At 72.0% G+C, this 24,722-nt stretch carries 21 protein-coding genes, 1 pseudogene and 1 riboswitch; of the genes and pseudogenes, 12 read left to right on the forward strand and 10 right to left on the reverse strand.

Annotated elements, in window-relative coordinates:
- Positions 1-60 precede the first annotated feature (60 nt).
- From OG905_RS28640 to OG905_RS28660, 5 genes are all read right to left on the reverse strand, one after another.
- Positions 61-915, reverse strand: coding sequence for an ECF transporter S component (locus tag OG905_RS28640; RefSeq protein ID WP_328678397.1), 855 nt, complete (start codon positions 913-915; stop codon positions 61-63).
- The gene (locus OG905_RS28645; RefSeq protein ID WP_328678398.1) at positions 879-2,612 is read right to left on the reverse strand and encodes an ABC transporter ATP-binding protein; all 1,734 of its coding nucleotides are present in this window, start codon (positions 2,610-2,612) and stop codon (positions 879-881) included. Before OG905_RS28645 ends, OG905_RS28640 begins: the two co-directional genes overlap by 37 nt.
- The gene (locus OG905_RS28650) at positions 2,609-3,709 is read right to left on the reverse strand and encodes an energy-coupling factor transporter transmembrane component T (protein WP_328682655.1); all 1,101 of its coding nucleotides are present in this window, start codon (positions 3,707-3,709) and stop codon (positions 2,609-2,611) included. The genes OG905_RS28645 and OG905_RS28650 overlap by 4 nt, the downstream gene beginning before the upstream one ends.
- A 263-nt stretch (positions 3,710-3,972) precedes the next feature.
- A complete protein-coding gene (locus tag OG905_RS28655) occupies positions 3,973-4,635 on the reverse strand; it encodes an SCO2322 family protein (protein WP_328678400.1) in 663 nt (220 codons plus the stop codon).
- On the reverse strand, positions 4,635-5,858 hold the full coding sequence (locus tag OG905_RS28660; protein ID WP_328678402.1) for a prenyltransferase/squalene oxidase repeat-containing protein: 1,224 nt from the start codon (positions 5,856-5,858) through the stop codon (positions 4,635-4,637). Before OG905_RS28660 ends, OG905_RS28655 begins: the two co-directional genes overlap by 1 nt.
- Positions 5,859-5,990: 132 nt before the next feature.
- A riboswitch (cobalamin riboswitch) is annotated at positions 5,991-6,063 on the reverse strand.
- A 316-nt stretch (positions 6,064-6,379) separates the two neighbouring features.
- Here OG905_RS28660 and OG905_RS28665 point away from each other — a divergent pair.
- The gene (locus tag OG905_RS28665; RefSeq protein WP_328682656.1) at positions 6,380-6,718 is read left to right on the forward strand and encodes an SCO0607 family lipoprotein; all 339 of its coding nucleotides are present in this window, start codon (positions 6,380-6,382) and stop codon (positions 6,716-6,718) included.
- A 97-nt stretch (positions 6,719-6,815) separates the two neighbouring features.
- Here OG905_RS28665 and OG905_RS28670 read toward each other — a convergent pair whose 3' ends face one another.
- Positions 6,816-7,877, reverse strand: a complete 1,062-nt coding sequence (locus OG905_RS28670; RefSeq protein ID WP_328678404.1) for an MBL fold metallo-hydrolase — start codon at positions 7,875-7,877, stop codon at positions 6,816-6,818.
- 374 nt (positions 7,878-8,251) lie between these two features.
- Between OG905_RS28670 and OG905_RS28675 the strand changes: the two genes are divergently transcribed.
- Positions 8,252-9,133, forward strand: a complete 882-nt coding sequence (locus OG905_RS28675) for an alpha/beta fold hydrolase (protein WP_328678405.1) — start codon at positions 8,252-8,254, stop codon at positions 9,131-9,133.
- Here the strand turns inward: OG905_RS28675 and OG905_RS28680 are convergent.
- On the reverse strand, positions 9,120-10,901 hold the full coding sequence (locus OG905_RS28680) for a helix-turn-helix domain-containing protein (RefSeq protein WP_328678407.1): 1,782 nt from the start codon (positions 10,899-10,901) through the stop codon (positions 9,120-9,122). The genes OG905_RS28675 and OG905_RS28680 overlap by 14 nt on opposite strands.
- Before the next feature lie 352 nt (positions 10,902-11,253).
- Here OG905_RS28680 and OG905_RS28685 point away from each other — a divergent pair, with 352 nt between their 5' ends.
- From OG905_RS28685 to OG905_RS28695, 3 genes are all read left to right on the forward strand, one after another.
- Complete coding sequence (locus tag OG905_RS28685; protein ID WP_328678409.1) at positions 11,254-12,027, forward strand: hypothetical protein; 774 nt, start codon at positions 11,254-11,256, stop codon at positions 12,025-12,027.
- Entirely contained in the window at positions 12,024-12,398 is a 375-nt protein-coding gene (locus OG905_RS28690; RefSeq protein WP_328678410.1) for a GntR family transcriptional regulator, read from the forward strand. The genes OG905_RS28685 and OG905_RS28690 overlap by 4 nt, the downstream gene beginning before the upstream one ends.
- A 102-nt stretch (positions 12,399-12,500) precedes the next feature.
- Positions 12,501-13,034, forward strand: a complete 534-nt coding sequence (locus OG905_RS28695) for a SigE family RNA polymerase sigma factor (RefSeq protein WP_328678412.1) — start codon at positions 12,501-12,503, stop codon at positions 13,032-13,034.
- Between the two features lie 191 nt (positions 13,035-13,225).
- Here the strand turns inward: OG905_RS28695 and OG905_RS28700 are convergent, their stop codons facing one another.
- A complete protein-coding gene (locus tag OG905_RS28700) occupies positions 13,226-13,834 on the reverse strand; it encodes a TetR/AcrR family transcriptional regulator (RefSeq protein ID WP_328678414.1) in 609 nt (202 codons plus the stop codon).
- Between the two features lie 161 nt (positions 13,835-13,995).
- Here OG905_RS28700 and OG905_RS28705 point away from each other — a divergent pair, with 161 nt between their 5' ends.
- The 7 genes and pseudogenes from OG905_RS28705 to OG905_RS28735 form a co-directional block, all read left to right on the forward strand.
- Entirely contained in the window at positions 13,996-14,448 is a 453-nt protein-coding gene (locus OG905_RS28705) for an iron chaperone (protein WP_328678416.1), read from the forward strand.
- Between the two features lie 254 nt (positions 14,449-14,702).
- A complete protein-coding gene (locus tag OG905_RS28710) occupies positions 14,703-16,187 on the forward strand; it encodes an aldehyde dehydrogenase (protein WP_328678419.1) in 1,485 nt (494 codons plus the stop codon).
- Entirely contained in the window at positions 16,187-16,420 is a 234-nt protein-coding gene (locus OG905_RS28715) for a ferredoxin (RefSeq protein WP_328678421.1), read from the forward strand. Before OG905_RS28710 ends, OG905_RS28715 begins: the two co-directional genes overlap by 1 nt.
- A gap of 165 nt (positions 16,421-16,585) precedes the next feature.
- Positions 16,586-19,201: a class III lanthionine synthetase LanKC gene (lanKC, locus tag OG905_RS28720; RefSeq protein ID WP_328678423.1), complete on the forward strand. Its 2,616-nt coding sequence runs from the start codon at positions 16,586-16,588 to the stop codon at positions 19,199-19,201.
- Between the two features lie 45 nt (positions 19,202-19,246).
- Complete coding sequence (locus OG905_RS28725) at positions 19,247-19,393, forward strand: SapB/AmfS family lanthipeptide (protein WP_443044002.1); 147 nt, start codon at positions 19,247-19,249, stop codon at positions 19,391-19,393.
- 82 nt (positions 19,394-19,475) lie between these two features.
- Positions 19,476-21,155 carry an ABC transporter ATP-binding protein gene (locus tag OG905_RS28730; RefSeq protein ID WP_328678425.1) on the forward strand — a complete coding sequence of 560 codons (1,680 nt, stop codon included), beginning with the start codon at positions 19,476-19,478 and terminating at the stop codon, positions 21,153-21,155.
- An 832-nt stretch (positions 21,156-21,987) separates the two neighbouring features.
- Positions 21,988-22,494, forward strand: a pseudogene (locus tag OG905_RS28735) (ATP-binding cassette domain-containing protein); the annotation flags it as partial.
- Positions 22,495-22,779: 285 nt separating this feature from the next.
- Here OG905_RS28735 and OG905_RS28740 read toward each other — a convergent pair.
- Together OG905_RS28740 and OG905_RS28745 are read right to left on the reverse strand one after the other, a co-directional pair.
- Complete coding sequence (locus OG905_RS28740; RefSeq protein WP_328678427.1) at positions 22,780-23,388, reverse strand: response regulator transcription factor; 609 nt, start codon at positions 23,386-23,388, stop codon at positions 22,780-22,782.
- Between the two features lie 567 nt (positions 23,389-23,955).
- Positions 23,956-24,603 (reverse strand): TetR family transcriptional regulator, encoded by a 648-nt coding sequence (locus OG905_RS28745; RefSeq protein WP_266476974.1) that lies wholly within the window; start codon positions 24,601-24,603, stop codon positions 23,956-23,958.
- Positions 24,604-24,722 lie beyond the last annotated feature (119 nt).

The following is a 24,722-nucleotide window of genomic DNA, read 5'->3' on the forward strand; positions in this document are numbered from 1 at the left end:
TCCGGAGTGTTGGGAGGCTCCTATTCCGCCTAGTACGGGACCGAGGTCGTGTGGGGCGGCTCACCCCGGAGGGACCCTTCCGGGGGCCTCGAATGTGACCTGCGCCTCGAAGTTGGCGCGTCGCGTGGCCCGGCGCAGCGCCTTGAGGACGGTGGAGCCGATGGTGAGGGTCAGGACGACGGTGAGCGCGGCGCGGCCCAGGTCCCAGCCGAAGGAGGTCGCAGCGCAGTAGGCGAGGAACCGGACCAGGTTCTCGTGGACCGGATCGCCGGGATGAAAGGAGATCCCGGAGGAGAGACCACCGATGTACGTCCAGCCCTGGAGGTTCATGACCGTGCCGTACGCGAACGCCGCGACCGCGCCGTAGACCCCGAGCATCACCAGCTCGGCGCGCCCTCGCAGCCGGCCCGGGCCGGGCAGGAGCCCGGCGCCCATCGTGAACCAGCCCATCGACAGCATCTGGAACGGCATCCAGGGGCCCACACCGCCCGTGAGCAGGGCGGACGCGAACATCGTGACCGAGCCCAGTACGAAGCCGAAGCCCGGACCGAGGACCCGGCCGCTCAGCACCATCAGGAAGAACATGGGCTCCAGGCCCGCCGTGCCCGCGCCGAGCGGCCGCAGCGCCGCGCCGACCGCCGCAAGCACGCCGAGCATCGCCACCGCTTTGGCGTCCATTCCGGTGTCGGCGATCGTCGCGACGACGACGGCGACGAGCAGCGGCAGCAGCGCGGCGAAGAGCCAGGGGGCGTCGGCGGAGTGGGCCAGCCCGGAATCGGCGTCGGCGAGCAGCGGCCAGCCGAAGGCGATCACACCGATACCGCTGATGAGGGCGAGGGCGGCGATGGAACGCGGGCCGAGCCTGATCGCGCGGGCGCTCACAGGGCCTCCTCGACCTGGGCGACGGTCAGCCACGGCTGAGGAGCCAGGATCTTGGCGACCTGCGGTGCGAAGGCGGGGGACGACACGACGACCTCGGCCGTCGGGCCGTCCGCGACGATCTCGCCGTCGGCCAGGATCACCACGCGGTGCGCGAGCTCGGCGGCCAGTTCCACGTCGTGGGTGGCCAGGACGATGGCGTGGCCCTCGGAGGCGAGGCCCTTCAGGACGGCGACCAGACGCGCCTTCGCGGCGTAGTCCAGGCCACGGGTCGGCTCGTCGAGCAGCAGCAGCGGGGGCCGGCCGGTCAGCACGACGGCGAGCGCGAGCGCGAGGCGCTGCCCCTCGGACAGATCGCGGGGGTGAGTGGCGTCCGCCACACCGGGAAGCAGCTCGCCGACCAGGTCACGGCAGGTGCCGGGTGCTGCGCCCGCGTCGGTGTCGGCGGCCGCGCACTCGGCCCCCACAGTGTCCGCGTACAGCAGATCGCGCGGCTCCTGCGGTACGAGACCGACCCGGCGGACCATCTCACGCGGGTGGGTGCGGTGGGGCGTCTGTCCGCCGACCAGGACGGTGCCGGAGGTGGGCTCGATCATGCCGACGAGGGCGGCGAGGAGGGTGGACTTCCCGGCGCCGTTGCGTCCCATGAGGGCGATCGCCTCACCGGGGGCGACGGTGAGGCCGACATCACGGAGAGCTTCGACGCGGTCACGGCGGACGGTGAGGGCGGTGGCCCGGGCGAGCGGGCCGGTGCGTGTGTCCTCAGTCGCCGGTCGGGAAATCCAGCCCCTCCGGCGGTTGAGGCGCGGGGTCCGGGGCGGAGCCCCGGGGTGGACGGGGCCGACTTCAGCCTCGTCGGCGTAGGAGGTCGGGGGTCCCCCCGGACGGAGTCTGGGGGAGGGCGGGCTGGGGGAAAGCCCCGCCAGGCGCTCCCGCAGCGCACCGGCCCTGCGCCTCGCGTCCCGTACCGACAGCGGCAGCGGATCCCAGCCCGCCAGGCGGCCCAGGCCCACGACCGGCGGGTGGACGGGGGAGACGGCCATGATGTCGGCCCCTGTTCCCATGACCGGCGCCGCACCCGGCGCGGGCAGCAGGATGACCTGGTCCGCGTACTGCACCACCCGCTCGAGCCGGTGCTCGGCCATCAGCACGGTCGTGCCGAGGTCGTGGACGAGCCGCTGCAGCACCGCCAGCACCTCCTCCGCCGCCGCCGGGTCCAGCGCCGACGTCGGCTCGTCGAGGACCAGCACCCCGGGGTGCGGGGTCAGCACCGAGCCGATCGCGACCCGCTGCTGCTGGCCGCCGGACAGCGTCGCGATCGGCCGGTCGCGGAGCTCGGCCAGTCCGAGGAGGTCCAGCGTCTCCTCGACGCGGCGGCGCATCACGTCCGGGGCGAGGCCGAGCGACTCCATTCCGTACGCCAGCTCGTCCTCGACCGTGTCGGTGACGAAGTGGGCGAGCGGGTCCTGGCCCACCGTGCCGACGAGGTCGGCGAGTTCGCGGGGCCTGTGGGTGCGGGTGTCGCGGCCGCCGACGGTGACGCGCCCGCGCAGCGTGCCGCCGGTGAAGTGCGGGACGAGTCCGGACACGGCGCTGAGCAGGGTCGACTTGCCGACGCCGGAGGGTCCGACGAGCAGCACCAACTCGCCCTCGGGGACGGTCAGATCGACGCCGCGGATCGCGGGCGCGTCCGCGTCGCCGTAGGTCACCGACACGTCTTCGAAGCGGATCACGGTTTCTCCTGCGAAGGCTGCGCGGGGGCGGGGGCGACGAAAGCCGGCAGCAACCCGATGAGGATGCTCGCCGCGGGCCAGAGGGGAAGCGTGGGCGCCGTCAGCGGTACGACGCCGGGGTGCAGAGCCTCGGGGTCGTACGCGCTCGCCCGGATCATCAGGGTCGCGACCGCTGCGCCGGAGCCCGCGACCAGCCAGGCCCTCGGGCCCCAGCGGTCGGGGCGGTAGCGGGTGCGTACGGAGCGGCGGCCGCCGAGCCAGAGGCCGCCCGCCGCCGACGCGAGCCCCGCGACCAGCAGAGGCACCCCGTAGGCGAGGCTCGTCGGGTCGAGCAACCCGTACGAACCGACACAGACGCCGAGGAGTCCGCCGAGCGTGAGGGCGGTGGTGGTGTGCCGTACGGCGGGCGGCACCTGGGCGGTACGCCCGTATCCGCGCGCGTCCATCGACGCGGCGACGGCGACGGAACGCTCCAGCGCGCCTTCCAGGACGGGCAGTCCGATCTGGACGAGTGCCTTGATGCCGCCGGTGGGGCGTCCGCGCAGTCGGCGGGCGGTACGCAGGCGCACGACGTCGGCGACCATGTTCGGCGCGAAGGTCATGGCGACGACGACGGCGACACCGGCCTCGTACAGCGCGCCCGGAAGGGACTTGAGGAGACGTGCGGGGTTGGCGAGGGCGTTGGCCGCGCCGACGCAGATGAGGAGGGTGGCGAGCTTCGCGCCGTCGTACAGCGCGAAGACCAGTTGCTCGGCCGAGACCCGGCCGCCGACGCGGATGCCCTTCGCCCAGTCGGGGAGCGGGACTTCGGGGAGGGTGAGGAGGGTGTGCGTGCCGGGGATGGGCGATCCGAGGACGACGGAGAACAGGACGCGGATGGCGATGACGACAAGTCCGAGCTTGACGAAGGCGCCGTAGGACCGGGCCCAGGGCGCGTTGGTGCGGCGTGCGGCGACGACGTATCCGGCGACGCCGACGATGAGCCCGAGGAGCAGCGGATTGGTGGTCCGCGACGCGGCGACGGCCAGCCCGAGGGCCCAGAGCCACCAGGCCCCGGCGTGCAGGGCGTTGCTACGACTGGCCTCGGGCGCGCGCAGCCTGAGCCGGCGGGGGTGGCGGGGAAGGGCGTCCGCGGTGCGGGGGTTCGTGTCGTGCGGGCTCCGGGCCCCCTCCGGGCTCGACTCCTCGGCGTCGGCGGCATACAGGCGTCCGTGCAGTGATCCGGTGTCGGCCGCCGATCGCCTGCGGGGAGGACCCTGCACGGGCCCTCCCCACGGGGACGGCGTGGGCGCGGCGCGGCCGCAGTTCGCCCGTGAGGCCACCCACCGGGCAGCAACCACCAACGCCCCCTGGCCCACGCTCACCGCGGACCGGGGGACCTGCGGCGACGGGACTGCCACACCGCCGCCGTCCCCAGCGCCGCCACCGCCGCGATGCCCGCGATGACGCCGACCGACGGGCCGCCACCGTCCCCGCCGCCCGCTGAAGGCTTCGGTGAGGCGGACGACTTCGGGTTGGGTGCCGCGACCTGTTCGCCGCAGTCCGACTTCGGGTAGCCGGAGATCGCGCACAGCAGCGCCTCGCTGTTGTAGCGCAGTGGCTTCGCCACCGACGCCAGTGCCTCCGCGCTCGTCGCGTCCTTCGGCACTTGCGCGCACGCCGCCCGCAGCGCGGGCGGTGTCTCGCCCGACGGGGCGTCCGCCGGAGTGCCCGAGTCGATGACCAGGGCGATCCGCTTGGTGTCCGCCTTCGCGGGCGTACCGGCGCAGATCACCTTGAAGTCCGGCGCCCTGCGCGGCTGAGCCGAGTCCGCGCTGTCCTGGCTCACCGAGAAGCGGAAGCCGTTCACCGCCCCGTCCTCGGGCCGAGCCGTCGCCGGGCCCTCCGTGGCGTACGTCCAGGTATCGCCACTGCTCTGCCAGAACGACCAGTAGCGGTACCCGGCCGCCTGCGCCGGCCCCGCGCCCAGCACCGTCAGCGCGGCGCCGAGCGCGAGGACCAGGGAGAGAAGTCGCGTACGCATCAGCGCTGCTGGTTCTTCCGGCGGCCGCTGATCAGGAAGCCGACGCCGACGCTCGCGATGAAGAAGACGCCGATGATCCACCACACCCCGATGCCCGAGTCGGAGTCCGAGTCTTTCTTCTCGGAATTCTCGGCCGCCGCGGCCTTCTCCGGCGCGGGGCCCGTCGCGTTCAGGCCCGCCACCAGGTCCGTACCCCCGAAGCTCTTCGGGTCCGTACCGGTCGCGTGGGCCGCGAAGATCAGCTGGGCGTACGCCGCGGGACCCGCGCCCTTCGCCCAGGCCGCGGAGTTCTGCTCCAGCCACGCCAGCGGCTTCTTCGCCTGGTCGCCGAGACCCTGTGCGCCGAGCGCCACGACCGCGTCCGCCGTGTTCCCGAAGTCCGGCTTCTCGGTCGGGTCCTCGGAGCCCGGCATCGGGGCCGTGTTGAGGTGGCCGGTCTTGGCGAGCGCGGTCGACAGGTACGCCGCGCCGTTGTGGGCCGCGCCCTCGACCGCCGTCGACTTCTCGCAGACCGTCCCCTTCGCGTCCTTCGCGCCTATGGTGGCGACAAATCCCATGCCGTGCGCCCCGAGCACCGCCGCCGAGGTCGAGTCCGCGACGATCCCCGGCTGCTTCGGCTGGTAGACGAACGCCCCGCCGTTCTTCCCGCCGCACGGCTGCGCGAACGTCAGCAGCGCGTCGTACGGCGTCTTGCCGCCCTTCGACTTCACGCCGTCCGGCTTCTCGCCCGCCGCGGCGAGCGCGCCGATCACGATCGACGTGGAGTTCGCGTCGCTGGCCCCGCCGGGGTTGTAGCTCCAGCCGCCGTCCGCGTTCTGTACGGACTTCAGCCAGCCCACCGACTTCTTCACGGCGGCGTCCTGCCCGCCGAGCGCGGCGAGCGCCTGCACCGCGGCCGCGGTGGCGTTGGAGTCCAGCGGCAGCTTGACGTCGCACGGCTTGGCCGTGTCCGCCCGATACGAGGGGAAGGCTCCGCCGTCGCACTGCTGCCCGGTCAGCCAGTCGACCGCCTTGGCCGCGGGCTTCACGCCCACGGTGTCCTGCGCGAGCAGGGCGAGCGACTGCCGCCAGACGCCGTCGTAGGTCGGGTCGCCCGTCCCGTACAGGCCGGAGGGGATCGCGGGCGCCGGCGTCGGGCTCGGCGCCGCGACGGCAGCGTGGCCGGCGGCCACGCAGAGCACGGCGGATGCGGCGAGCGCGGCTGCGCTGCGGCGAACGGTCATGGCGGGCGGTGCCTCTCCACTGGGGAGCCGGGCACGGGCGCACTCAGGCACCAGGGCTCCGGCTCCGTATTCCTCGACGGTGCCGGCCACCGGCGGGGTGCCGGTGGCGCGAGCCGGTCACACCTGTGTACGGGGCATTCCGACTCACCGCCTGCGACGGCGGCTCACGGTTGCGGGTCAGTGCCGGATTTGCACCGGCTTCCCCCCGTACGGGTGTGATGACGACGCGCTCACTCTACCGGCCGGTCACCTGCACCCGGCGGGGCGTATCCGCGGCGCCCGGCCGCGCGGTCATTTGTCTCCGGCCGGCCTTGGCCGTCGGCCCCCGGGGCGACGCCCGTGGTCCTCGGCCCGACACCACGGCCGGACCGCCACCGGGAGTCGTTCGGCTCGTCAAGCGGGTGCGGAATGCCGCGCGTTGTGAAGTACGGGTGTGCTTCTGAGTACGCGTACTCAAGGCGCGGCGGTCAGTGTCGGCGAGAGTGGTGCGCACACCGAAACGACAGGAGACCGCCGTGCCCGTGTCCCGCCGGATCAGCCGACCCGCCACCGCCTCCCGGCGCGGCAGGGTCCGTGCCGCAGCTGCTGCCGCACTCGCGGGTGCGGCAGCGGCCATGGCACTCACCGGATGCTCCTTCGCGTACGAGGAGGACATCTGCAGCAGCGGCGAGTACCCCGTCCTGACGGTCGGAGGCACCGGGTCCGCATGCGTTCCGGACGACGAGCAGCCTCCGAAGGGCTACACGCGATACCCCGAGGGCAAGGTGCCGAAGCAGGTCGACGACAAGTGGGACGTGTACTGGAATACCCACACGCTCGACAAGGACGGCAAGGTCATCGACGAGCCGGACGCCGGCTGATCGCCCGTGCTCGCCCCGGCGCGGGGGACCGGAAGGTCGAGCAGCGCGTCGTCAGCGCGAGCATCACGGCATGCCCAGGAGCCGATGCCCCTGGTCATCAGGGCGTCCGGTGGGCTTGTTGAATCGTCGCCGCGTACACCGTTGGGCCGCACCCCATCCGTACCTCCGCCTTCCCCAGCTTCACCAGTCTGCGCAGGTGCGCCTCCGCCTCCGAGACCGCGATGTTCCGTGATCCGTACGGAATCTGGTCCCAGGGCCGGTTCCACTCCATCCGCTCGGCGACCTGCCACGGCGTGAGCGGCTCGGCCAGGAGCGCGAGGAGGCCGGCCAGGCGCTCCTCGTGGTGGCCGAGCAACTCCCGTACGCGGGAGGCCGCGTCGGGGAAGGCGTACTGGTGCGCCGGCAGCACCTCGGCGGGGGCGAGGCGGCCGATGCGCTCCAGCGAATCCAGATAGTCACCGAGCGGGTCCGTGACGGTGGCGTCATCCGGGTCCTCGTACAAGCCGATGTGCGGGGTGATCTCGGGCAGCAGATGGTCGCCGGAGAACAGCCTGCCGTTCCCGGGCCGCTTCGCCGGGTGGTCCTCCTCCAGATGCAGGCAGACGTGCCCGGGCGTGTGCCCGGGCGTCCAGATCGCACGCAGCCGCCGCCCCGCCAGGTCGAGGAGCTCACCGGGCACGATCTCCCGGTCGGGCAGCGCGGCCCGCAACCCGGGCAGCGTACGCATCCGCCCCGACGCGCGGGCCTCACGCAGCGGGGCGGTGTGCTCGTCGGGCGCACCGGCTCTGGTGAGCTTGTCGGCCAAGTAGTCGAGCCAGAGCCCGGGTTCGGCCTCGCGCGTGCGCCGCACGACGGCACTGTCGGCGGCGTGCATCGCGATCCACGCCCCGGACGCCTCACGGACCTGACCCGAAAGGCCGTGGTGATCGGGATGGTGATGGGTGATGACCACACCATGAACGTCGCCGACGCCGACCCCGAGCGACCCGAGCCCGGCGGCAAGCGTGTCCCAGGAGGCGGGATCGTCCCAGCCGGTGTCGACGAGGACGGGGCCGCGGTCGGTGTCGAGGAGGTGGACGAGGGTATGGCCGAGGGGGTTGTCGGGGATGGGCACCTCGATGGACCAGACACCACCGCCGTGGTCGATCACCTGAGTCATGAGGCTCTCATCTCTCTTCGGCGGCACGGCCATCGCCCACTATAACTAGAACTCGTTCCAATGGTCGCCCAAGTCGACTGTCGTCTCGGTAAGTTGGCAGACCTGGGGTGATCCCCGATTGGCCGCGCGCCAAGGATCTGACCGAGAAGGGTCAACTGATCCGACGTCCCATTGCTCACCGAGCCCGCGCGACCGTTGCTAGCCTGGCCGGCGCCGAATGTGGTTGCAGAGTAGGCCTGTTGGTGCGGGGGAGCCTGTGAGGTGGCCCATTGGTACGGCCCGCACCAGCCGTACACCCCCGAGCAGATCGCCGACACCTTCAGCGGCTACGTACTGGCGCTCGTCGGCGCCGCCGAACACGACCGGGAGAAATGATGACTGAGCCGACCGCGATCGACCTGCCCGTCCAGGGCGGCACGCTGCGAGTGCTGCGCTTCGGCAGCGGATCGCGCACCGCCGTTGCCGCGCACGGCATCAGCGCCTCCGGTATGGCGTTCCGGGCGGTGGCTCGGCAGCTGCCTGCCGAGTGGAGCCTGTACGCACTGGATCTGCGGGGCCGCGGCGGCAGCTCCGGCACGCCGGGCCCGTACGGCATCGACTGGCATGCCGCGGATCTCTGCCGCGCCGCCGAGGAGTTGGGGGACGGCGGGCCGGTCGCGCTGACCGGGCACTCGATGGGCGCGTACATCGCGCTGCGCGCGGCCGCCCGCCGGCCCGAACTCTTCGACCGGCTGCTGCTCGTCGACGGCGGTCTGCCGCTGCCCGCGCCCGAGGGCGTCGACCCGGACGCGATCCTCGACCTCACGCTCGGCCCGGCCATCGCCCGGCTCTCCCGGACCTACGAGAGCGATCAGGCGTACGTGGACTTCTTCCGGGCGCATCCGGCGCTCGGCCCGGACTGGAGCCCGGACATCGAGGCATACGTGCGCTACGACCTCACCGGACCGCAGGGCGCGCGCCGTTCCAAGGCCCGGGAGGATGCCGTGCGGCAGGACGGACGGGATCTGCTCGGCTCCGCCGACGCCTTCGCCGCGGACCTCGGCCGACTGGCCGTACCCACTCTGCTGCTGCACTCCCCACTCGGTCTGCTCGGGCAGGAGCCTGCGATGTTGCCCGCGCCGCTCGTCGAGCACTGGGTGGGTGAAGTGCCTGGCCTGCATGCCGAGTTCGTCGAAGGCTCCAACCACTACACGATTCTCATGGGCTCCCACGCCAAGACCGTCGCCGAGCGGCTGGTCGGTGTCAGCTTCCCGTGAGGTGCAGCTTGAGCGCCAGATGCACCTGCAGGGCGCGGTCGCCGTGGCGCCAGTCGGCGCCCAGTAGCGCGCCCACCTTGTCGATGCGCTGGTAGAGCGTGTTGACGTGGACGTAGAGGGCCCCGGCGGTGCGCGCGAGAGACCCGTCGCAGCCGAAGTACGTCAGTACGGTACGGGCCAGTTCACTGCCGCGCGCCTCGTCGTGCGCGAGCAGCGGACCCACCGTGCGTTCCACGAAGCGGTTCAGTTCGGCCCGTCCCGCGTGGCTCAACAGCAGCCCGTAAATACCGAGTTCGTCGCGGCAGGCGCCCTCGCCGTCCCGGTCGAGGGCGAAGAGCACATCCAGGCAGCGTGCGGCATCCCGGTGTGCCTCGACCAGGGCGGCCGCGCCGGGGCCCGCGCTCTCGCCGCCGACTGTCACCGGCCGGCCTGCGCCCTGGGTCAGAGCGGCAGTCAGCGCACGCGCCGCCTCGCCCGCACCGGGGCCGCCCGGCAGGACGACGACTGTGTTGCCGCCGTACTCTCCCGCCAGCCCGCCGAGCCGCAGGGCGTAACGGCCCGCGGCGTCCGTGACCTGGCGACGGCGGTCGCCGTCGCGGCAACGTGCCGCGAGCACCACATGGCCGCGGTCAAGATCGAGGCCGACGAGTGCAGCCCTGCGGCGCAGGCCCTCCGGGTCGCGGTGCGGGGCGCCGAGGAGGTCGTCGAGGATTTCGCCGCGCAGCCGCTGCTCGGCCTGGGCGACCGTGCGTTCGCTCAGCAGCATCAGTGCGGCGATCTGGGCGGCCCGCTCCAGGGCCTGGACGTCGGATGCGTCGAGCCGGTGCCGTACGAGCAGCAGGGTGCCGAACTGCTCGCCGCCCCCCACGATCGGGGTGACACACGCCGCGTCGTCGTCGAGAGCCAGACGTCTGCTGCCGTTGCCCTTGCAGCGCGGAACGGGATCGGGCAGGGGAGCCTCGCCCGCCGCGGCGACCCGGCGGCCATGAGCGTCCAGGACGAAGACGCTGCCGCCGAGCACCTCGGCCAGCGTGCCGGCGAGCCCCGCCGTGCCGCCGCCCTCCAGCGCCACGGCGGTCAGCCGCTGGTGGACGGTCGCGGCCCGCTGCACCTCTTCGAAGAGGGTGGCGTTCTCGATCGCGAGGGCGGCGTGGTTGGCCAGCGAGATGAGCAGGTCGACCTCTTCGGGGGCGAACGGTCGCACACGCCGGTTGGCGGCGAACAACACCCCGTAGACCTGATCGCCGGACTTCAGCGGCACCCCTTGGATGGCGACGAGTCCCTCGGCCCCGATGACGCCGTCGACATAGTCGGAGTGCGCGAAGCGTGCGTCGTTCGGATAGTCGGCGGTGTGGTACGGCCGGGCGGTTTCGGCGATCAGGCCGGCGAGACATGCGCCGACCGCGAGCCGCCCGTTCTTGAAGGCCTCAGTGTGGATGCCGTCGGTGACCCGCACATAGGTGTCGCCGCGCTCGGGGTCGTACAGCAGCAGATACGCGACATCGGTGCCGATGAGTGTGCGGGCGCGGCGCACGATGGCCTGGAGGACCTCCTCGAGGTCATGCAGCGAGGCGAGGTCGCCGGCCGTCTCGTACAGCGCGGCCAGCGCGGCCTCGCGCCGTGACTGGGCGACCAGCCGGGCCCGTACCTCCAGGGCGTCCTCGACCTGCGGGGCCGGTGCGCCCAGGCCGAGGAACGCGTCCTCGTCCGCGCCCTCACGCAGCAGGCGCAGCAAGGCTTCGGTGTGCTGGTCCGTCTTGTCGCTCACCTGGCCAGTGATACCTCATGTCTCCCCGCCTGTGGTGTGGTTGTGGTCCCCAGCACCGGTGGCTGACGGGTGGATTGCGTACGGGCTCGAACCGCGGGGAGTCCCCGCGCTGCCCGGCCGTCGGATCAAGATCATTTTACGCCCAAGGTTCACTTTCGGTACGCACCCCAGGGGTGTGCTGTGCAGTGCTGAGCATGGCCACTCGCCTCAACTTGTATCGAGCTGTTGACACAAGATTCCGTCCCGGTGCATCTTGTACTAACCACTCGATACAAACAGGGCTTGCGGCAAGCAGTGCCCGCTACCGCCGGGCGCAAGCCGCGCAGCCGTCACCACTCACTGGGGTCCCCATATGCTCGACACTGATCGGCCCGAATCCCGCCTCCGTGTCCGCGCCGACCGCTACGCCCGCTGGGCGGGTCTGGCCGTGGGCGTCGTGGCCGCACCGTTGTGGGCCACCGTAGACATCACCAATTACCCCTTCTTCGACATCGGCGTGCCCTGGGTGAGCTTCGCCACCGCTTTCGGCCTGTGCGCGGTGGGCGGCGTCCTGCTCGGCGACGCCCTCACCCCCCGCGCTCGGGAGGCGGTACGCACCGCCAGCCTCACCCCGCGCCGGGTCCGGGACCACGTGCCGCCCCGTATCACCCGTCTCCTTCTCCTCCAGGCGGTATTCCTCGTCGTGCTGGTGGGCATCGGGGATGCCACGGCCACCCAAGGCGGCATGGAGCGGGCGATCGGGGCCATGGCCGACGGCGGCTGTGACGGGACCGAACCACCTGTCATCCTCTGGCCCGGCATCTTCCACAGCCGCCAGATCCTCGGCTCTCTCGCCATCGGCACAGTCGCCTGCGCCTGGGCCCTGCGCCGTGTCGCCCGTCGTGCGGGCGACGACCAGCAGCGCCGCGACCGCTCGTGGGCGATCGTCGCAGCCTGGGGGGTGCTGGTCTCGGCCCTGCTGTTGCTCGTCGTTTTGATGATCGCCACCTGGCTGACGGACAGTAACTGCGCCGGCATGCTGGGCCCCGTCACCTCCTTGGCGATCTACCCCCTGGGCCTGCTGGCCCCGTTCACCCTGGCATGGTCCCTGTTCACCGTGGTGGCGCCCCGGGCGGCCCGGCGATGAGCGCACTCGCCGTCCGCGTCGACACCACGAGCCCGGTGCCGCCGTACGAGCAGATCCGCGCCCAGCTCGCCGCGCTGATCGCCACAGGCCGACTGACCGAGGACGAACGCCTGCCGACCGTGCGCCAGCTCGCCACCGACCTGGGCCTGGCGCCGGGCACCGTGGCCCGCGCATACCGTGAGCTGGAGGCGGCCAAGCTGATCCGCACCCGCCGTGGGGCAGGCACCCGGGTCGCAGCACTCCCGCCCGCACCGAAGCATCCTGATCCGGCTCAACTCGCCACGCTGGCCGGGGACTTCACCGCAGCCGCCCGCGCTCTGGGCGCCGACACCGAAGCCATCCTGAGCGCCGTCCGCAAGGCCCTGGACTGACGACGCCGGCCCCGCCATCCGCGCCCAGCTCGCAGCCCTGCCTGGGCTTTCGAGGCATGGGCCACCGCAATCAACCCATTGGCAACGTAAGGAACCCGACACGTGAACCTCCGCAAGCACCAGGACAAGGTGCTGGAATTCGAGGAGTACGTACGTACACGGCAGGACGCGCTGCTGCGCAGCGCCCGGCGTCTGGTCGCCGACCCGCTCGACGCGCAGGATCTGCTGCAGACCGCGCTCGTGCGCACGTACGGCCGCTGGGACGCCATCACGGACAAGCGCCTGACGGACGCCTACCTGCGCCGCGTGATGATCAACACGCGAACCGAGTGGTGGCGGGCCCGCAAGCTGGAGGAGGTCCCCACGGAGCAGCTCCCGGACGCATCCGTCGAGGACTTCACCGGACAGCACGCCGACCGCGCCCTGCTGATGGACGCCCTCAAAGTGCTCGCCCCGAGGCAGCGCAGTGTCGTCCTGTTGCGCCACTGGGAGCAGATATCCACGCAAGAGACGGCCGCCGCCCTCGGCATGTCGATCGGCACTGTCAAGAGCACGCTGCACCGGGCACTCACCCGCCTGCGTCAGGAACTGGAGCGCCGCGACCTCGATGCCGGCTCGGTATCAGCCGCAGGTTGAGGGTGCGCAGCCGCAGACCGCCACGAATGATGACCACCGCCTCCCAGCGGCGCACGGATCCAGGTTCGTCGAAAGGCGCCATGCCGGATGGGCAGCTTGCGCCGCGTCGTCCAAGTGAGCTCCAGCTCCTGGGAGTTGGCTGTCCTGACTATCGGTCCGCGTGGGCGGCCCCGTGGCGAACCACCACAAGATCAATCATCGGACAGGCCCTGGCCGGTGGTTCCGTAAGCGGCCATGAACATGTCCAGCAGTCCGTCGACCGCGTCCTCGTCGATGGGGCGGGTTGACAGCAGGCTGCGGTAGTACAGAGTGCCGCACAACACCTCGGCGGCGAATTCCAGGTTCGCTTCCGCGGCCAGTTCACCGGTGTGCTGGGCGCGGGTGATCCGATCGAGGGTGCTCTGTTCGACGGTGACCAGGAAGCGTTCGTGAAGGGTCGCCCGTAGCGTGGAATCACCCTGCGCTTCGCCGATGATTGCGCGGTAGACGGGGCCGATCGGCGGGCTGGAGAGGGCGAAGCCCGAACGGAGAAACTGTTCGCGCAAGTCCGCGCGGACGTCTCCGGTGTCGCGGTAGTCCAAGTCGCTGGTCCACACGCGGCTGAGCGCGTCGAGCAACAGCGCCGCCTTGGACGGCCAGCGCCGGTAGATCGTGTGCTTTCCGACCCCGGCCCGTCTGGCAACCGCCTCGATACTCAGGCCCCCGTAACCGACCTCCGCAGCCAGATCGAGGGTTACCTGCAGCAGCTCTTCGGTGCGCGCGGCGCCTCGGCGCCTCGGCGTGGCGGGCGTGTCGGTCATGCCCCCACCCTATCGGCACGTAGCGTGCCGTTGACAATCCCGCGGGCTGCGCGCAGGATTCAGTCTCGATCGGCACGGTGTGTGCCGATGCTGGAGTGATACGTGTCGCCACACACGCGCCCAAGATCCCGCCACATCAGATCAACAAAGGGAGATCTGCCATGAGCAGCACCGGAAGCGGTAAGCACGAGGGATTCACGGCCGAGGAGCGGGCCGCGATGAAGGACCACGCCCAGGAGCTGAAGACGGCAGCGCGCCGCAGCTCGCGCGCGGACAAGGCGGCGGAGGCGGAGCGGGAGGTGCTCGCGAAGATCGCCGAGATGCAGGACTCGGACCGGATCATGGCCGAGCGGGTCCATGCCGTCATCACGGCCAGCGCCCCGGTCCTCGCGCCGAAGCTCTGGTACGGGATGCCCGCATACGCGCTGGACGGCAAGGTCGTCTGCTTCTTCCAGAGCGCGGAGAAGTTCAAGGCGCGCTACGCGACGCTCGGGTTCAGCGACCAGGCGAAGCTGGACGAGGGCACGATGTGGGCGGCCGGTTTCGCCCTGACCGAGGTGACGGCCGAGGTGGAGGCGCGGATCGGTGCGCTCGTGAAGCAGGCGGTGAGCTGAGGCGCCCGCCCGGGGCACGGGCCGGGCCTGCGGCGTATTCGCGCGCTCGGCGGCCCGGCGCTACTGATACAGCATCTGCCGCGCTTCTTCACCGACGGCATCGAGGCACCGGGCTGAGCGCGGTCACGTACCCCCGCCCTGTGGGAAACCACTGGTCGGGGGCACTTTCGTTCCTGCCGTGGACTACTTGAACTAGAACTGGTATCAGTTCTGAAACAGTGTCAGAAACGCCGGGGCCCCGGGAGGCAGCAGCCATGACCGAGCTTGTGGAACACGGAAAGCTGTTCATCGGCGGGGAGTTGACCGATCCCCTCGGCGGCGAGGCCATCGAGGTCGTCTCGCCGCACACCGAGCAGGTCATCGGGCGTGTGCCACATGCCTCCCGGGCGGATGTCGACCGGGCCGTGGCCGTCGCGCGGGAGGCATTCGACCAGGGGCCGTGGCCGCGCATGAGCCTGGAGGAGCGGATCGGGGTCGTTTCGCGGATCAAGGACGCGATCGCCGTACGGCACGAGGAGATCGCCCGGTCCATCAGTTCGCAGAACGGCTCCCCGTACTCCTGGAGCGTGCTCGCGCAGGCGCTCGGCGCGATGATGGTGTGGGACGCGGCCATCACCGTCGCGCGGGGTTACGCGCACGAGGAGCGGCGGGACGGGGTGCTCGGGCCGATTCTGGTGCGGCGGGAGCCCGTTGGGGTTGTCGCGGCGGTTGTGCCGTGGAACGTGCCGCAGTTCACCGCCGCCGCCAAGCTCGGGCCCGCGCTGCTCGCCGGTTGTACGGTCGTGCTCAAGCCGTCGCCCGAGTCGCCCCTCGACTCGTACATCCTCGGCGAGATCGCCACGGAGGCCGGGCTTCCGGAGGGCGTTCTGTCGATCCTGCCCGCGGACCGTGAGGTGAGTGAGTATCTGGTCGGGCACCCCGGGATCGACAAGGTGTCCTTCACCGGGTCCGTCGCCGCGGGCAAGCGGGTCATGGAGGTCGCCTCGCGCAATCTGACCCGCGTCACCCTGGAACTCGGTGGCAAGTCGGCCGCCGTGATCCTGCCGGACGCGGATCTGGAGTCGGCGGTCGCCGGGATCGTGCCCGCGGCCTGGATGAACAACGGGCAGGCGTGCGTGGCCCAGACCCGTATCCTCGCGCCGCGCAGTCGCTACGACGAGTTCGCCGAGGCGTTCGCCGCTGCCGCCACCGCGCTGGTCGTCGGTGACCCGCTCGACCCCGCGACCCAGGTCGGGCCGCTCGTGGCCCGCCGTCAGCAGCAGCGCTCGCTCGACTTCATCCGGATCGGTCAGGAGGAGGGCGCCAAGATCCTCACCGGCGGCGGCCGGCCGGCCGGTCTCGAACAGGGCTGGTACGTCGAGCCGACCCTCTTCGGCGGGGTCGACAACTCCATGCGTATCGCCCGCGAGGAGATCTTCGGGCCGGTCATCTGCCTGCTGCCGTACGGCGACGAGAGCGAGGCCGCGAAGATCGCGAACGACTCCGACTACGGGCTCAGCGGCAGCGTCTGGACGGCCGACGTCGAGCGCGGCATCGACTTCGCGCGGCAGGTCAGGACGGGGACGTACAACATCAATACCTTCAGTCTCGACATGCTCGGTCCGTTCGGCGGCTACAAGAACTCCGGTCTGGGGCGGGAGTTCGGGCCCGAGGGGTACGGCGAGTACCTGGAGCACAAGATGATCCATCTGCCTGCCACGTATACATCAGCCGCTGACGCGGCGGGTGGAGAGAACTGATGGGGGACCGCTGGCACGTCGAGGTCGACCGGAGCGTGTGCATCGGCTCCGGCATGTGCGTGGGGCACGCCCCGGACGGTTTCTGGCTGGATTCGGGGCGGCAGTCCCATCCTCGGGCGGAGGACGCCGACGCCAACGAGCGGATCCTCGCGGCCGCGGAGAACTGCCCGGTCGAGGCGATCGCGATCACCTTGCTGGAGAGCGGGGAGCCGGTCTTCCCGCCGGAGGAGTGACCGAGAAGACCTCGAGCGCCCATAGGGTCCACGTAGTCGAACTCCCGCCGCTCGAACAGAGGTTGACTCGTGCGTATCGCACGGTGATCTCGTGACATGCGTGACTGTCCGGCCCCCGGACGCCGTGGAAATCTCGTTGCCACGTCGCCGACGGGGGGAAGCACGATGGACAAGCGGTATGAGGTCTTCTGTCTTGCGGACAGGAATTTCTACGAGACCCCTGACCGCTTGTCCTCCGTGCGCGGGCCGTCCCGCAGAGCGGAGCAGGGGGATGCGGGGGAGAGCGTCCCCCTCTTCGAGGCGGCGCGGCGCCCGGTCCCCGAAGGGTGGCGGCGTTTCCTCTCCGGGGACTGGCTCCACATCAGCCCGGCGGGCACGGCCCGCCCGCGCCAGGGCTGGAAGATCCATGTCTCGGCCACTCTGGACAGCGCCGAGAAGACGGCGGCCAGAGTGTGGGACTACTGCGTCCCGCGCTCCGTCCCCTTCAAGTTCGTCCCCGGACGGCAGCCGCTGCACCTGCGCAACTCCAAGTACGCGGGCCGCGGCTCCAGCGGGAAGTTCGCCACGATCTATCCGGCGGACGAGTCCGAACTCCGGCTGATTCTCGACGAGTTGGGCCAGGAACTCGCGGGCGAGCCGGGCCCGTACATCCTCACGGATCTCCGCTGGATGGAAGGCCCGCTCTATGTGCGGTACGGAGGCTTCGCCAAGCGGCACTGCGTCGACGAAGCCGGCTCGGGCGCGCTCGTGCCCGCGATCGAGAACCCCGAGGGTGTGCTGGTGCCCGACCGCAGGGATCCGGTCTTCCAGCTGCCCGAGTGGGTGACGCTGCCCGCCTTCCTCGAACCCCAGCTCGCGGCGCGCAACGCGACCACCACCCAGGATCTGCCGTACCGCATCGAGCGTGCCCTGCACTTCTCCAACGGCGGGGGCGTGTACGCGGGTACCGATCTGCGGACCGGCGAGCAGGTGGTGCTCAAGGAGGCGCGGCCCCATGCCGGGCTCGCCGCGGACGGGGCGGACGCCGTCACGCGGCTGGAGCGCGAGCGGGCCGCGCTGGAGCGGCTCGGCGGGCTGGGCGTGGCTCCCGAGGCGCGGGACTGGTTCACCCTCGGCGACCACCGCTTCCTCGTCATGGACTTCCTGCCCGGCCGGACGCTCAACTCCTTCTTCGCCGAGCGCCATCCGCTGCTGGCCGTCGAGCCGGACCCGGCGGCGGTCGCCGACTACACCCGCTGGGCGCTGGGGGTGCTGCACGCGGTGGAGGAGGCCGTAGCGGCCGTGCACGGTCGCGGTCTCGTCTTCAACGACCTGCACATGTTCAACATCATGGTCGACCCGGACGACGACTCCGTACGGCTGCTCGACTTCGAGGCGGCGACACCGGTCGAGGAGCATCGTGGCCAGGCCATGGCCCACCCGGGATTCGTCGCGCCGGGCGACCGCGTCGGCTTCGAGGTGGACCGTTACGCGCTCGCCTGTCTGCGGCTCGCCCTCTTCGTGCCGATGACGACGCTGCTGGTGGTGGACCGGCACAAGGCGGCGCACCTGGCGGAGGTCGCGGGGGAGCTGTTCCCGGACCTGCCGGACGGCTTCCTGGCGGAGGCGGTTGAGGTCGTACGGGGAGGGCAGCGACAAGGGCAGCCCGTCGCCGGGGGCGGCGCTTGCGCATCGGCGCCGCGGGACCGCTACCTGCCCGCGCCCGTACAGGACTGGCCCGCTGGCCGCGACTCCATGGTGCGCGCGATCCTCGCCTCCGCCACACCCGAGCGCGAGGACCGGCTCTTTCCGGGCGACATCGCGCAGTTCGGCGACGGAGGCGGACTCGGCCTGGCGCACGGCGCCGCCGGGGTGCTGTACGCCCTCGCCGAGAGCGGCGCCGAGCGCTACGAGGCGGGTGAGGGGTGGCTGCTGAGCCATACGGACCCGCCGCCGTCCGGTACCCCCTTCGGGCTCTACGACGGGCTGGCCGGCGTCGCCGACGTCCTCGACCGGCTCGGCCACCGTGAGCGCGCCGTCGAACTCGTCGGCCGAGTGATGGACGAGAAATGGCAGCGCCTCGCCCCCGACCTGCACGGAGGACTGGCCGGTATCGGTCTCGTACTCGACCGGCTCGGGCTGCGCGCGCAGGCGCTGGAGGCCGCGTCCGTCCTCATCGACCGGCCGGAGCCGCCCGGGCGCGGCAGGCGCGCGGGGCTGCTGCGCGGCGCGAGCGGGCCCGCCCTGTTCTTTCTGCGGCTGTACGAGTCGACGGGCGACCCGGCCCTTCTCGACGAGGCCGCCCGGGCCCTGCGCCGGGATCTCGGCACCTGCGTACGGGACCGCACCGGAACACTGCTGGTGGACGAGGGTGCACGCACCATGCCGTATCTCGGCGCGGGCAGTATCGGCATCGGCGCGGTCCTCGACGACTTTCTCGCCCATCGCCACGACGAGGAGTTCGCCCGCGCCCGCGAGGCGATCCTGCCCGCCGCGCGACTGCGGTACTACGCGCAGCCCGGGCTGTTCAACGGGCGCGCCGGGATGGTGCTTCACCTGGCCCGGACGCGCGCCCCGCGACCGCACCTGGACGCCCAGATCGCCGCGCTCGACTGGTATGCCGTGCCGTACAGGGGCGAACTCGCCTTCCCCGGCGACCAGATGATGCGGCTCTCCATGGACCTCGCCACCGGAACCGCGGGCGTCCTGCTCGCACTCGGCGCCGCGCTGGGCCCGCACGAACGGCCCGCACGGCTGCCCTTCCTGCCGCCACCGAAGGCGGCTCCTCGAACGACCCCATGAGGGGTCGAGCAAAGAGCACCACGCACCACGTATTCAACTGTCCCCATGAACAAGGAGATCACGATGGCACTTCTCGACCTGCAGACGATGGACGTCCCCGAGACCGACGGCGGCGGCCACGGCGACGAGAGCAGCGTCAGCCTGCTGCTCTGTGACAAGCACAGCTCGCACAGCAACTTGCTCTGCCTCTGATCGAGTGAGGATCGCGGCCCCGGGTGGCACCGCTCACCGGCCACTTGGGGCCGCATCGATCGCAGCGACGTAGGAGTCCTGCATGTTCCTCCGGGAGATCGTCCGGCACGGCGCGCCGCGTGCCGTCCTCGTCCTGCTGCTGACCTGCGCCTCGGCCGCCGCCGGGCTCGCACTGCCCGCGGTGCTCGGCCACGCCCTCGACCTTCTGCTCGCCGGAAGCGGAACCGGAACCGGAGACGCAACCGGAGCCGGGGCTCGCGCGGACGCCGGGCCATGGCTCGCCCTCTGCGCCGGTCTCACCGCCCTGTCCGTGCTGCTCGGCGCGCTCGACGGGCTCGTCACCGGGGGCGCCAACGCCCGTACCACCGCCTGGATACGGGCACGGGTCCTCGGGCATGTCCTCGCCGCCGGACCCGAGCAGCGCCTGTCCTCCGGCGAGCTGGTGGCCCGGCTCACGGGCAACGCCGCGCAGGCCGGAACGGTACCGACCGCGCTGGCCGCCGCGCTCGCCGCCTTACTCACGCCCGTGGGCGGCCTCGTCGCACTCGCCCTCACCGACGGGTGGACAGCACTCGTGGTCATCGCCGGAATGCCGCTGCTCGCGCTGCTGCTCAGGGTGTTCATCCGGGCCTCCGGCGAGAGCAGCGCCCGCTATCTCACGGCCCAGGGCGAGATCGCGGGGCTCCTGGCGGAAGCGCTACGAGGCATCCGCACGATCACCGCGGCCGGCGTCCCGGAGCGCGACGCGGCCCGCATTCTCGCGCCGCTGCCCGAACTGACGCGCCAGGGGCGGCTGATGTGGCGGATCCTGGGCAGCTCGACCGCCCGCGCCGCAGCCCTGCTGCCGCTGCTCCAGCTCACCGTGCTGGCCGTCGCCGGTCTGCGCCTCGCGGACGGCGCTCTGAGCGTCGGCGGGATGCTGGCCGCCTGGCGGTACGGGGTGCTCGCCACCGGCACCGGCGTACTGGTGGGGCAGCTGAACGGCCTGGTGCGCGGCCGGACAGCCGCCGGACGGCTCGCGGAGATCCTCGAAGCCCCCGCGATGACGTACGGATCGCGTCAGCTCCCGCCCGGCAAGGGTGAGTTGCAGCTCAAGGGCGTGGATCGGCGCGGGCTGCGCGGCATCGATCTGGTGGTTCCGGGGGGCTCGGTCACCGCCGTCGTCGGGCGCTCGGGCAGCGGCAAGTCCGCGCTGGCCGCCGTTGCCGGACGGCTGGCGGACCCCGACGCGGGCGCCGTCCTCATCGACGGCGTCCCGCTGACGTCGCTCTCCCGAGACGCGCTGCGCCGCGAGGTCGGTCATGCCTTCGCCCGTCCGGCACTGCTCGGCAAAACCGTCGCGGGCACGATCGCCTTCGGCTCCCGCCTGCCCGCGGGCGAGGCCGTGAGTCAGGCCGCGCGTGCCGCCTGTGCCGACGACTTCGTACGCCGTCTGCCCCTCGGCTACGACACGCCCTGCACCGCCGCGCCGCTGTCCGGTGGCGAGGCCCAACGCCTCGGTCTGGCACGGGCGTTCGCGCACACCGGGCGGCTGCTCATCCTGGACGACGCGACCTCCAGCCTGGACTCCGCCACCGAGCGCAAGGTGTCCCAGGCCCTGTTCGCAGGGGCCCGTCGGACCCGGCTGATCGTCGCCCACCGCGCCCCGACCGCCGCCCGCGCGGACCTCGTGGTGTGGCTGGACGAGGGGCGCATTCGCGCGGTCGGCCCGCACGCCGAGCTCTGGCAACTGCCGGAGTACCGGGCGGTGTTCGATGAGTGAGCTCCGGCTCCTGCGCGCCCGGCCCTCCGTGCTCGTACGCCTCGCCGCCTGGTCCGCGCTGGAGGCCGGGCAGACCTTCCTCCTCGGCTACGCCCTCGCCCGCGCCGTCGACGGCGGCTTCCTTGCCCACGACCCCGTCCACGGTCTGCGCTGGCTGGCCGCCGCCGCGCTCGCCGTCGTCCTCGGGGCGTACGGCACCGGCAGGGTCCACCGGGTGGTCGCCGACCTCGTGGAGCCCGTGCGGGACGCACTCGTACGACGGGTGGTCGACCGGGCGCTGTGCGACGGGGACGACGCTGCCGTGTCCCGGCTGACCCACCAGGTGGAGATCGCCCGGGACACCTTCGCGGGCCTGGTCCTGGTCTCGCGCACCTTCGCCTTCACGGCCGCCGGAGCCCTGGCCGGACTGTTCTCGCTGGCGCCCGTACTGCTCCTGGTCGTCACGCCGCCCCTGCTCGCCGGGCTGACGCTCTTCGCGCTGACCCTGCGCCCGATGGCGCGCAGACAGGAGGCTTTCCTCGTCGCCGACGAGTCGATCGCCACCGAACTGGGCGCGCTGACCTCGGGGTTGAGGGACATCACCGCGGCCGGGGCGGAGGAGCGGGTGACCGCTGACGCCCGCGTACGGTTCGCCGACGAGTACCGGGCCGCCCGCGCGCTGGCGCGCTGGGGCACCCTGCGCGTCCTCGCCGTGGGCATCGGCGGCCGTCTGCCTGTCGTGCTGCTGCTGGTCACCGCCCCCTGGCTGCTCACACACGGGGTCAGTGCGGGCGCGCTGGTCGGCGCCCTCGCCTATCTCAGCCAGTCCCTCCTGCCCGCCCTGCAGTCGCTGATGCAGGGCCTCGGGACCTCGGGCGCGCGGCTCGCGGTCGTCCTGCGCCGGCTCGCCGCCGAGGGGGAGCGGCAGCCGGGTGCGGTATCCCCGGCGGCGGGAGCGGAGCAGGCGGTCCGGCTGCGCGGGGTGACCTTCGCCTACGGACCGGGTGCCGCCCCCGTCGTCGACGGGCTCGATCTGGACGTCCCGCACGGCGGCCACCTCGTCGTCGCCGGTCCGAGCGGCATCGGCAAGTCCACGCTCGCCGCGCTGATCGCCGGGGTGCTGCGGCCCGACCGCGGGGAGATCGCGCTCGGCGGCGAGCGGGTTCTCGTACCGCAGGAGGCGTACGTCTTCACCGCCACCGTGCGCGAAAACCTCGGCTACCTGTGCCCCGAGCCGCCCGCCCCCGCCGCGCTTCTCGCCTCCTGCACGGCCGTCGGCGCGCTGGGGCTCGTCGAACGGCTCGGCGGGCTCGACGCGAAGCTCGACCCCGGCGTCCTGTCGGCCGGTGAGCGTCAGCTGCTCGCGCTGGCCCGCGCCCATGCGGCGCCCGCGCCCCTCGTCCTGCTCGACGAGGCGACCTGCCATCTCGACCCCGCGGCCGAGGCCCTGGCGGAGCGGGCGTTCGCCGCCCGCCCGGGCGGCACGCTCATCGTCGTCGCGCACCGGATCGGCTCGGCGCGGCGGGCCGGCTGCGTCCTGCTCATGGACGGTACGCGCACGCAGTGCGGCACCCACGAGGAACTGCTTGCCCGCTCCTCCTTCTACCGCGAGCTGACCGGCTCCGAGCTCACCGGCTCCGAAGCCTCACACCCAGCCCTCCCCCTGGGAGATCCTTATGGCGTCGACCCGGTTGCGGGCCCCCGTCTTGCGGGTGATGGCCGCCATGTAATTGCGCACCGTGCCGTTGGACAGATGGAGACTGCTGGCGATGTCGGCGATCGAGGCTCCCTCGGCCGCGAGTGACAGCACACTCAACTCCCGTCTCGTCAGCGGCATCTCGGCCGCCTTGAGAAAGCTGAGGCCCAGGGAGTAGTCGACGAAGCGCTCCCCCCGCGCCACCTGCCGGATCGCCGCGATCAGGCGCTCGGGAGTGCCCTCCTTGTCGACGTAGCCGATGGCGTGTGCCTCGACCGCGCGCCGGAGCGGACCTGGCCGGTTTGCGCTGGCGAGTACCAGCAGCCGGCCGTTCGCGGCTCCTTTGCGCCGCCCGCGCAGCTCACCGAGCGGCGCGATGCCGTACGAGTCCGCGCACTCCAGGTCGACGGCGCAGACGTCGGGCGCGAGCGACCGCGCGAGCCCCGGCGCGGTGCGCCACGGCGCATGGGAGACCTCCAGGTCCGGCTCATCAGCGAGCCTGTCCGCCAGCGCCGAGCGCAGCAGACCCGCGTCGTGCACGAGAAGTACCCGGATCACGTTTCGCCCCCTCAGCTCCCGCCCACCGGTTTGCTCCGTGCAGCACGCGAACATTGTGGTCGGCGTTGCACCGCCACGGGCACGTAGATCCGGCCAAGGGGTGGCAAGAGGGGCGCACGGGCCGGGCGTGAACGCCCGGCGTGCACGACCGCGTGCGAGGGTCAGGCCCCTAGGGCGTGTTTTAGAAGTAGCGCCGTCCGCCCGCAGGGCGGGCCCCGCGGCGTCTGGTGCGTGCAATCGCAAGGCGGAGGATCGCCCTCGTACTGGACGTACTTGGGCGACTCCGACAACACCGCGAGTGTGCGTGCCAGGCGTCGCGGGGCAGGCGCGACTTCTAAAACACGCCCTAGGCCCTGTCCGGCCGATCTTGCCGGGCTCGCGTGCCCCGGCACGCACTCCCCCGTAGCCCTTCGGGCACGGGAGGTGCCCCCATGCTGCGTTGCGTCAGTCGCCGACGCTCCGCGTCGGCTCTCCCCCTGCCTTCGGCGGGGGGACCCCCATCCTCCGGCCTGCGATCGCACGCACCAGACCCCGCTCACTGATCCGGCCTGATCCAAACGACAGGCCCTAGCGGGCGCGCCCCGGCGCAGCCGGCCTCGACGGCGCCGACGGAGTCGTCAGGTCGATCAGACGGCAGACGGTCTCGATGTCGATCTTCACCTGTGCGATCGACGCGCGCCCCGACAGCCAGGTGATCAGCGCGGAGTGCCAGGTGTGCTCGATCACGCGGACCGCGGACAGCTGCTCCGGCGTCGGGTTCTCCAGGCCCATCGCGTCCAGGATGATCGCCGTCGTCTGCCGGGAGACCGTGTCCACTTCGGGGCTCACGCTGCGGTCCGCGAAGGTCAGCGCCCGCACCATCGCGTCCGCGAGGTGCGGCTCGCGCTGCAGCGCGCGGAAGGCCCGCATCAGCGTCTCGGAGACCCGCTCCGCCGCGCTGTCACCGGCCGGGGGGCGTTTACGCAGCGTCGTGTGCATGTGCTGGAGCTGGTCCTGCATGGTCGCGACCAGCAGATGGATCTTGGAAGGGAAGTAACGGTAGAGCGTGCCGAGCGCGACCCCGGCGGCCTCGGCGACCTCGCGCATCTGCACCGCGTCGAAGCCGCCGCGGCTTGCCAGCTGTGCGCTCGCGTGCAGGATGCGACGGCGGCGCGCCTCCTGGCGTTCTGTCAGGGGCGGCGACGCAGGCCCCGCCGACTTGGCTTCCGCTGTCATGTTTCCCGTTCCACGCACGAGTCCGGATCGCACAGCATGGCAGCGTGCCCGTCGTGGCGCGAATCACCTGATCCGGCCCTTACAGCAGCGCTACCTGCCGGTAGATTCGAAGCTCCTTG

This window comes from Streptomyces sp. NBC_00322 (assembly GCF_036147535.1).
In the GTDB taxonomy this organism is placed as follows: Bacteria; Actinomycetota; Actinomycetes; order Streptomycetales; family Streptomycetaceae; genus Streptomyces.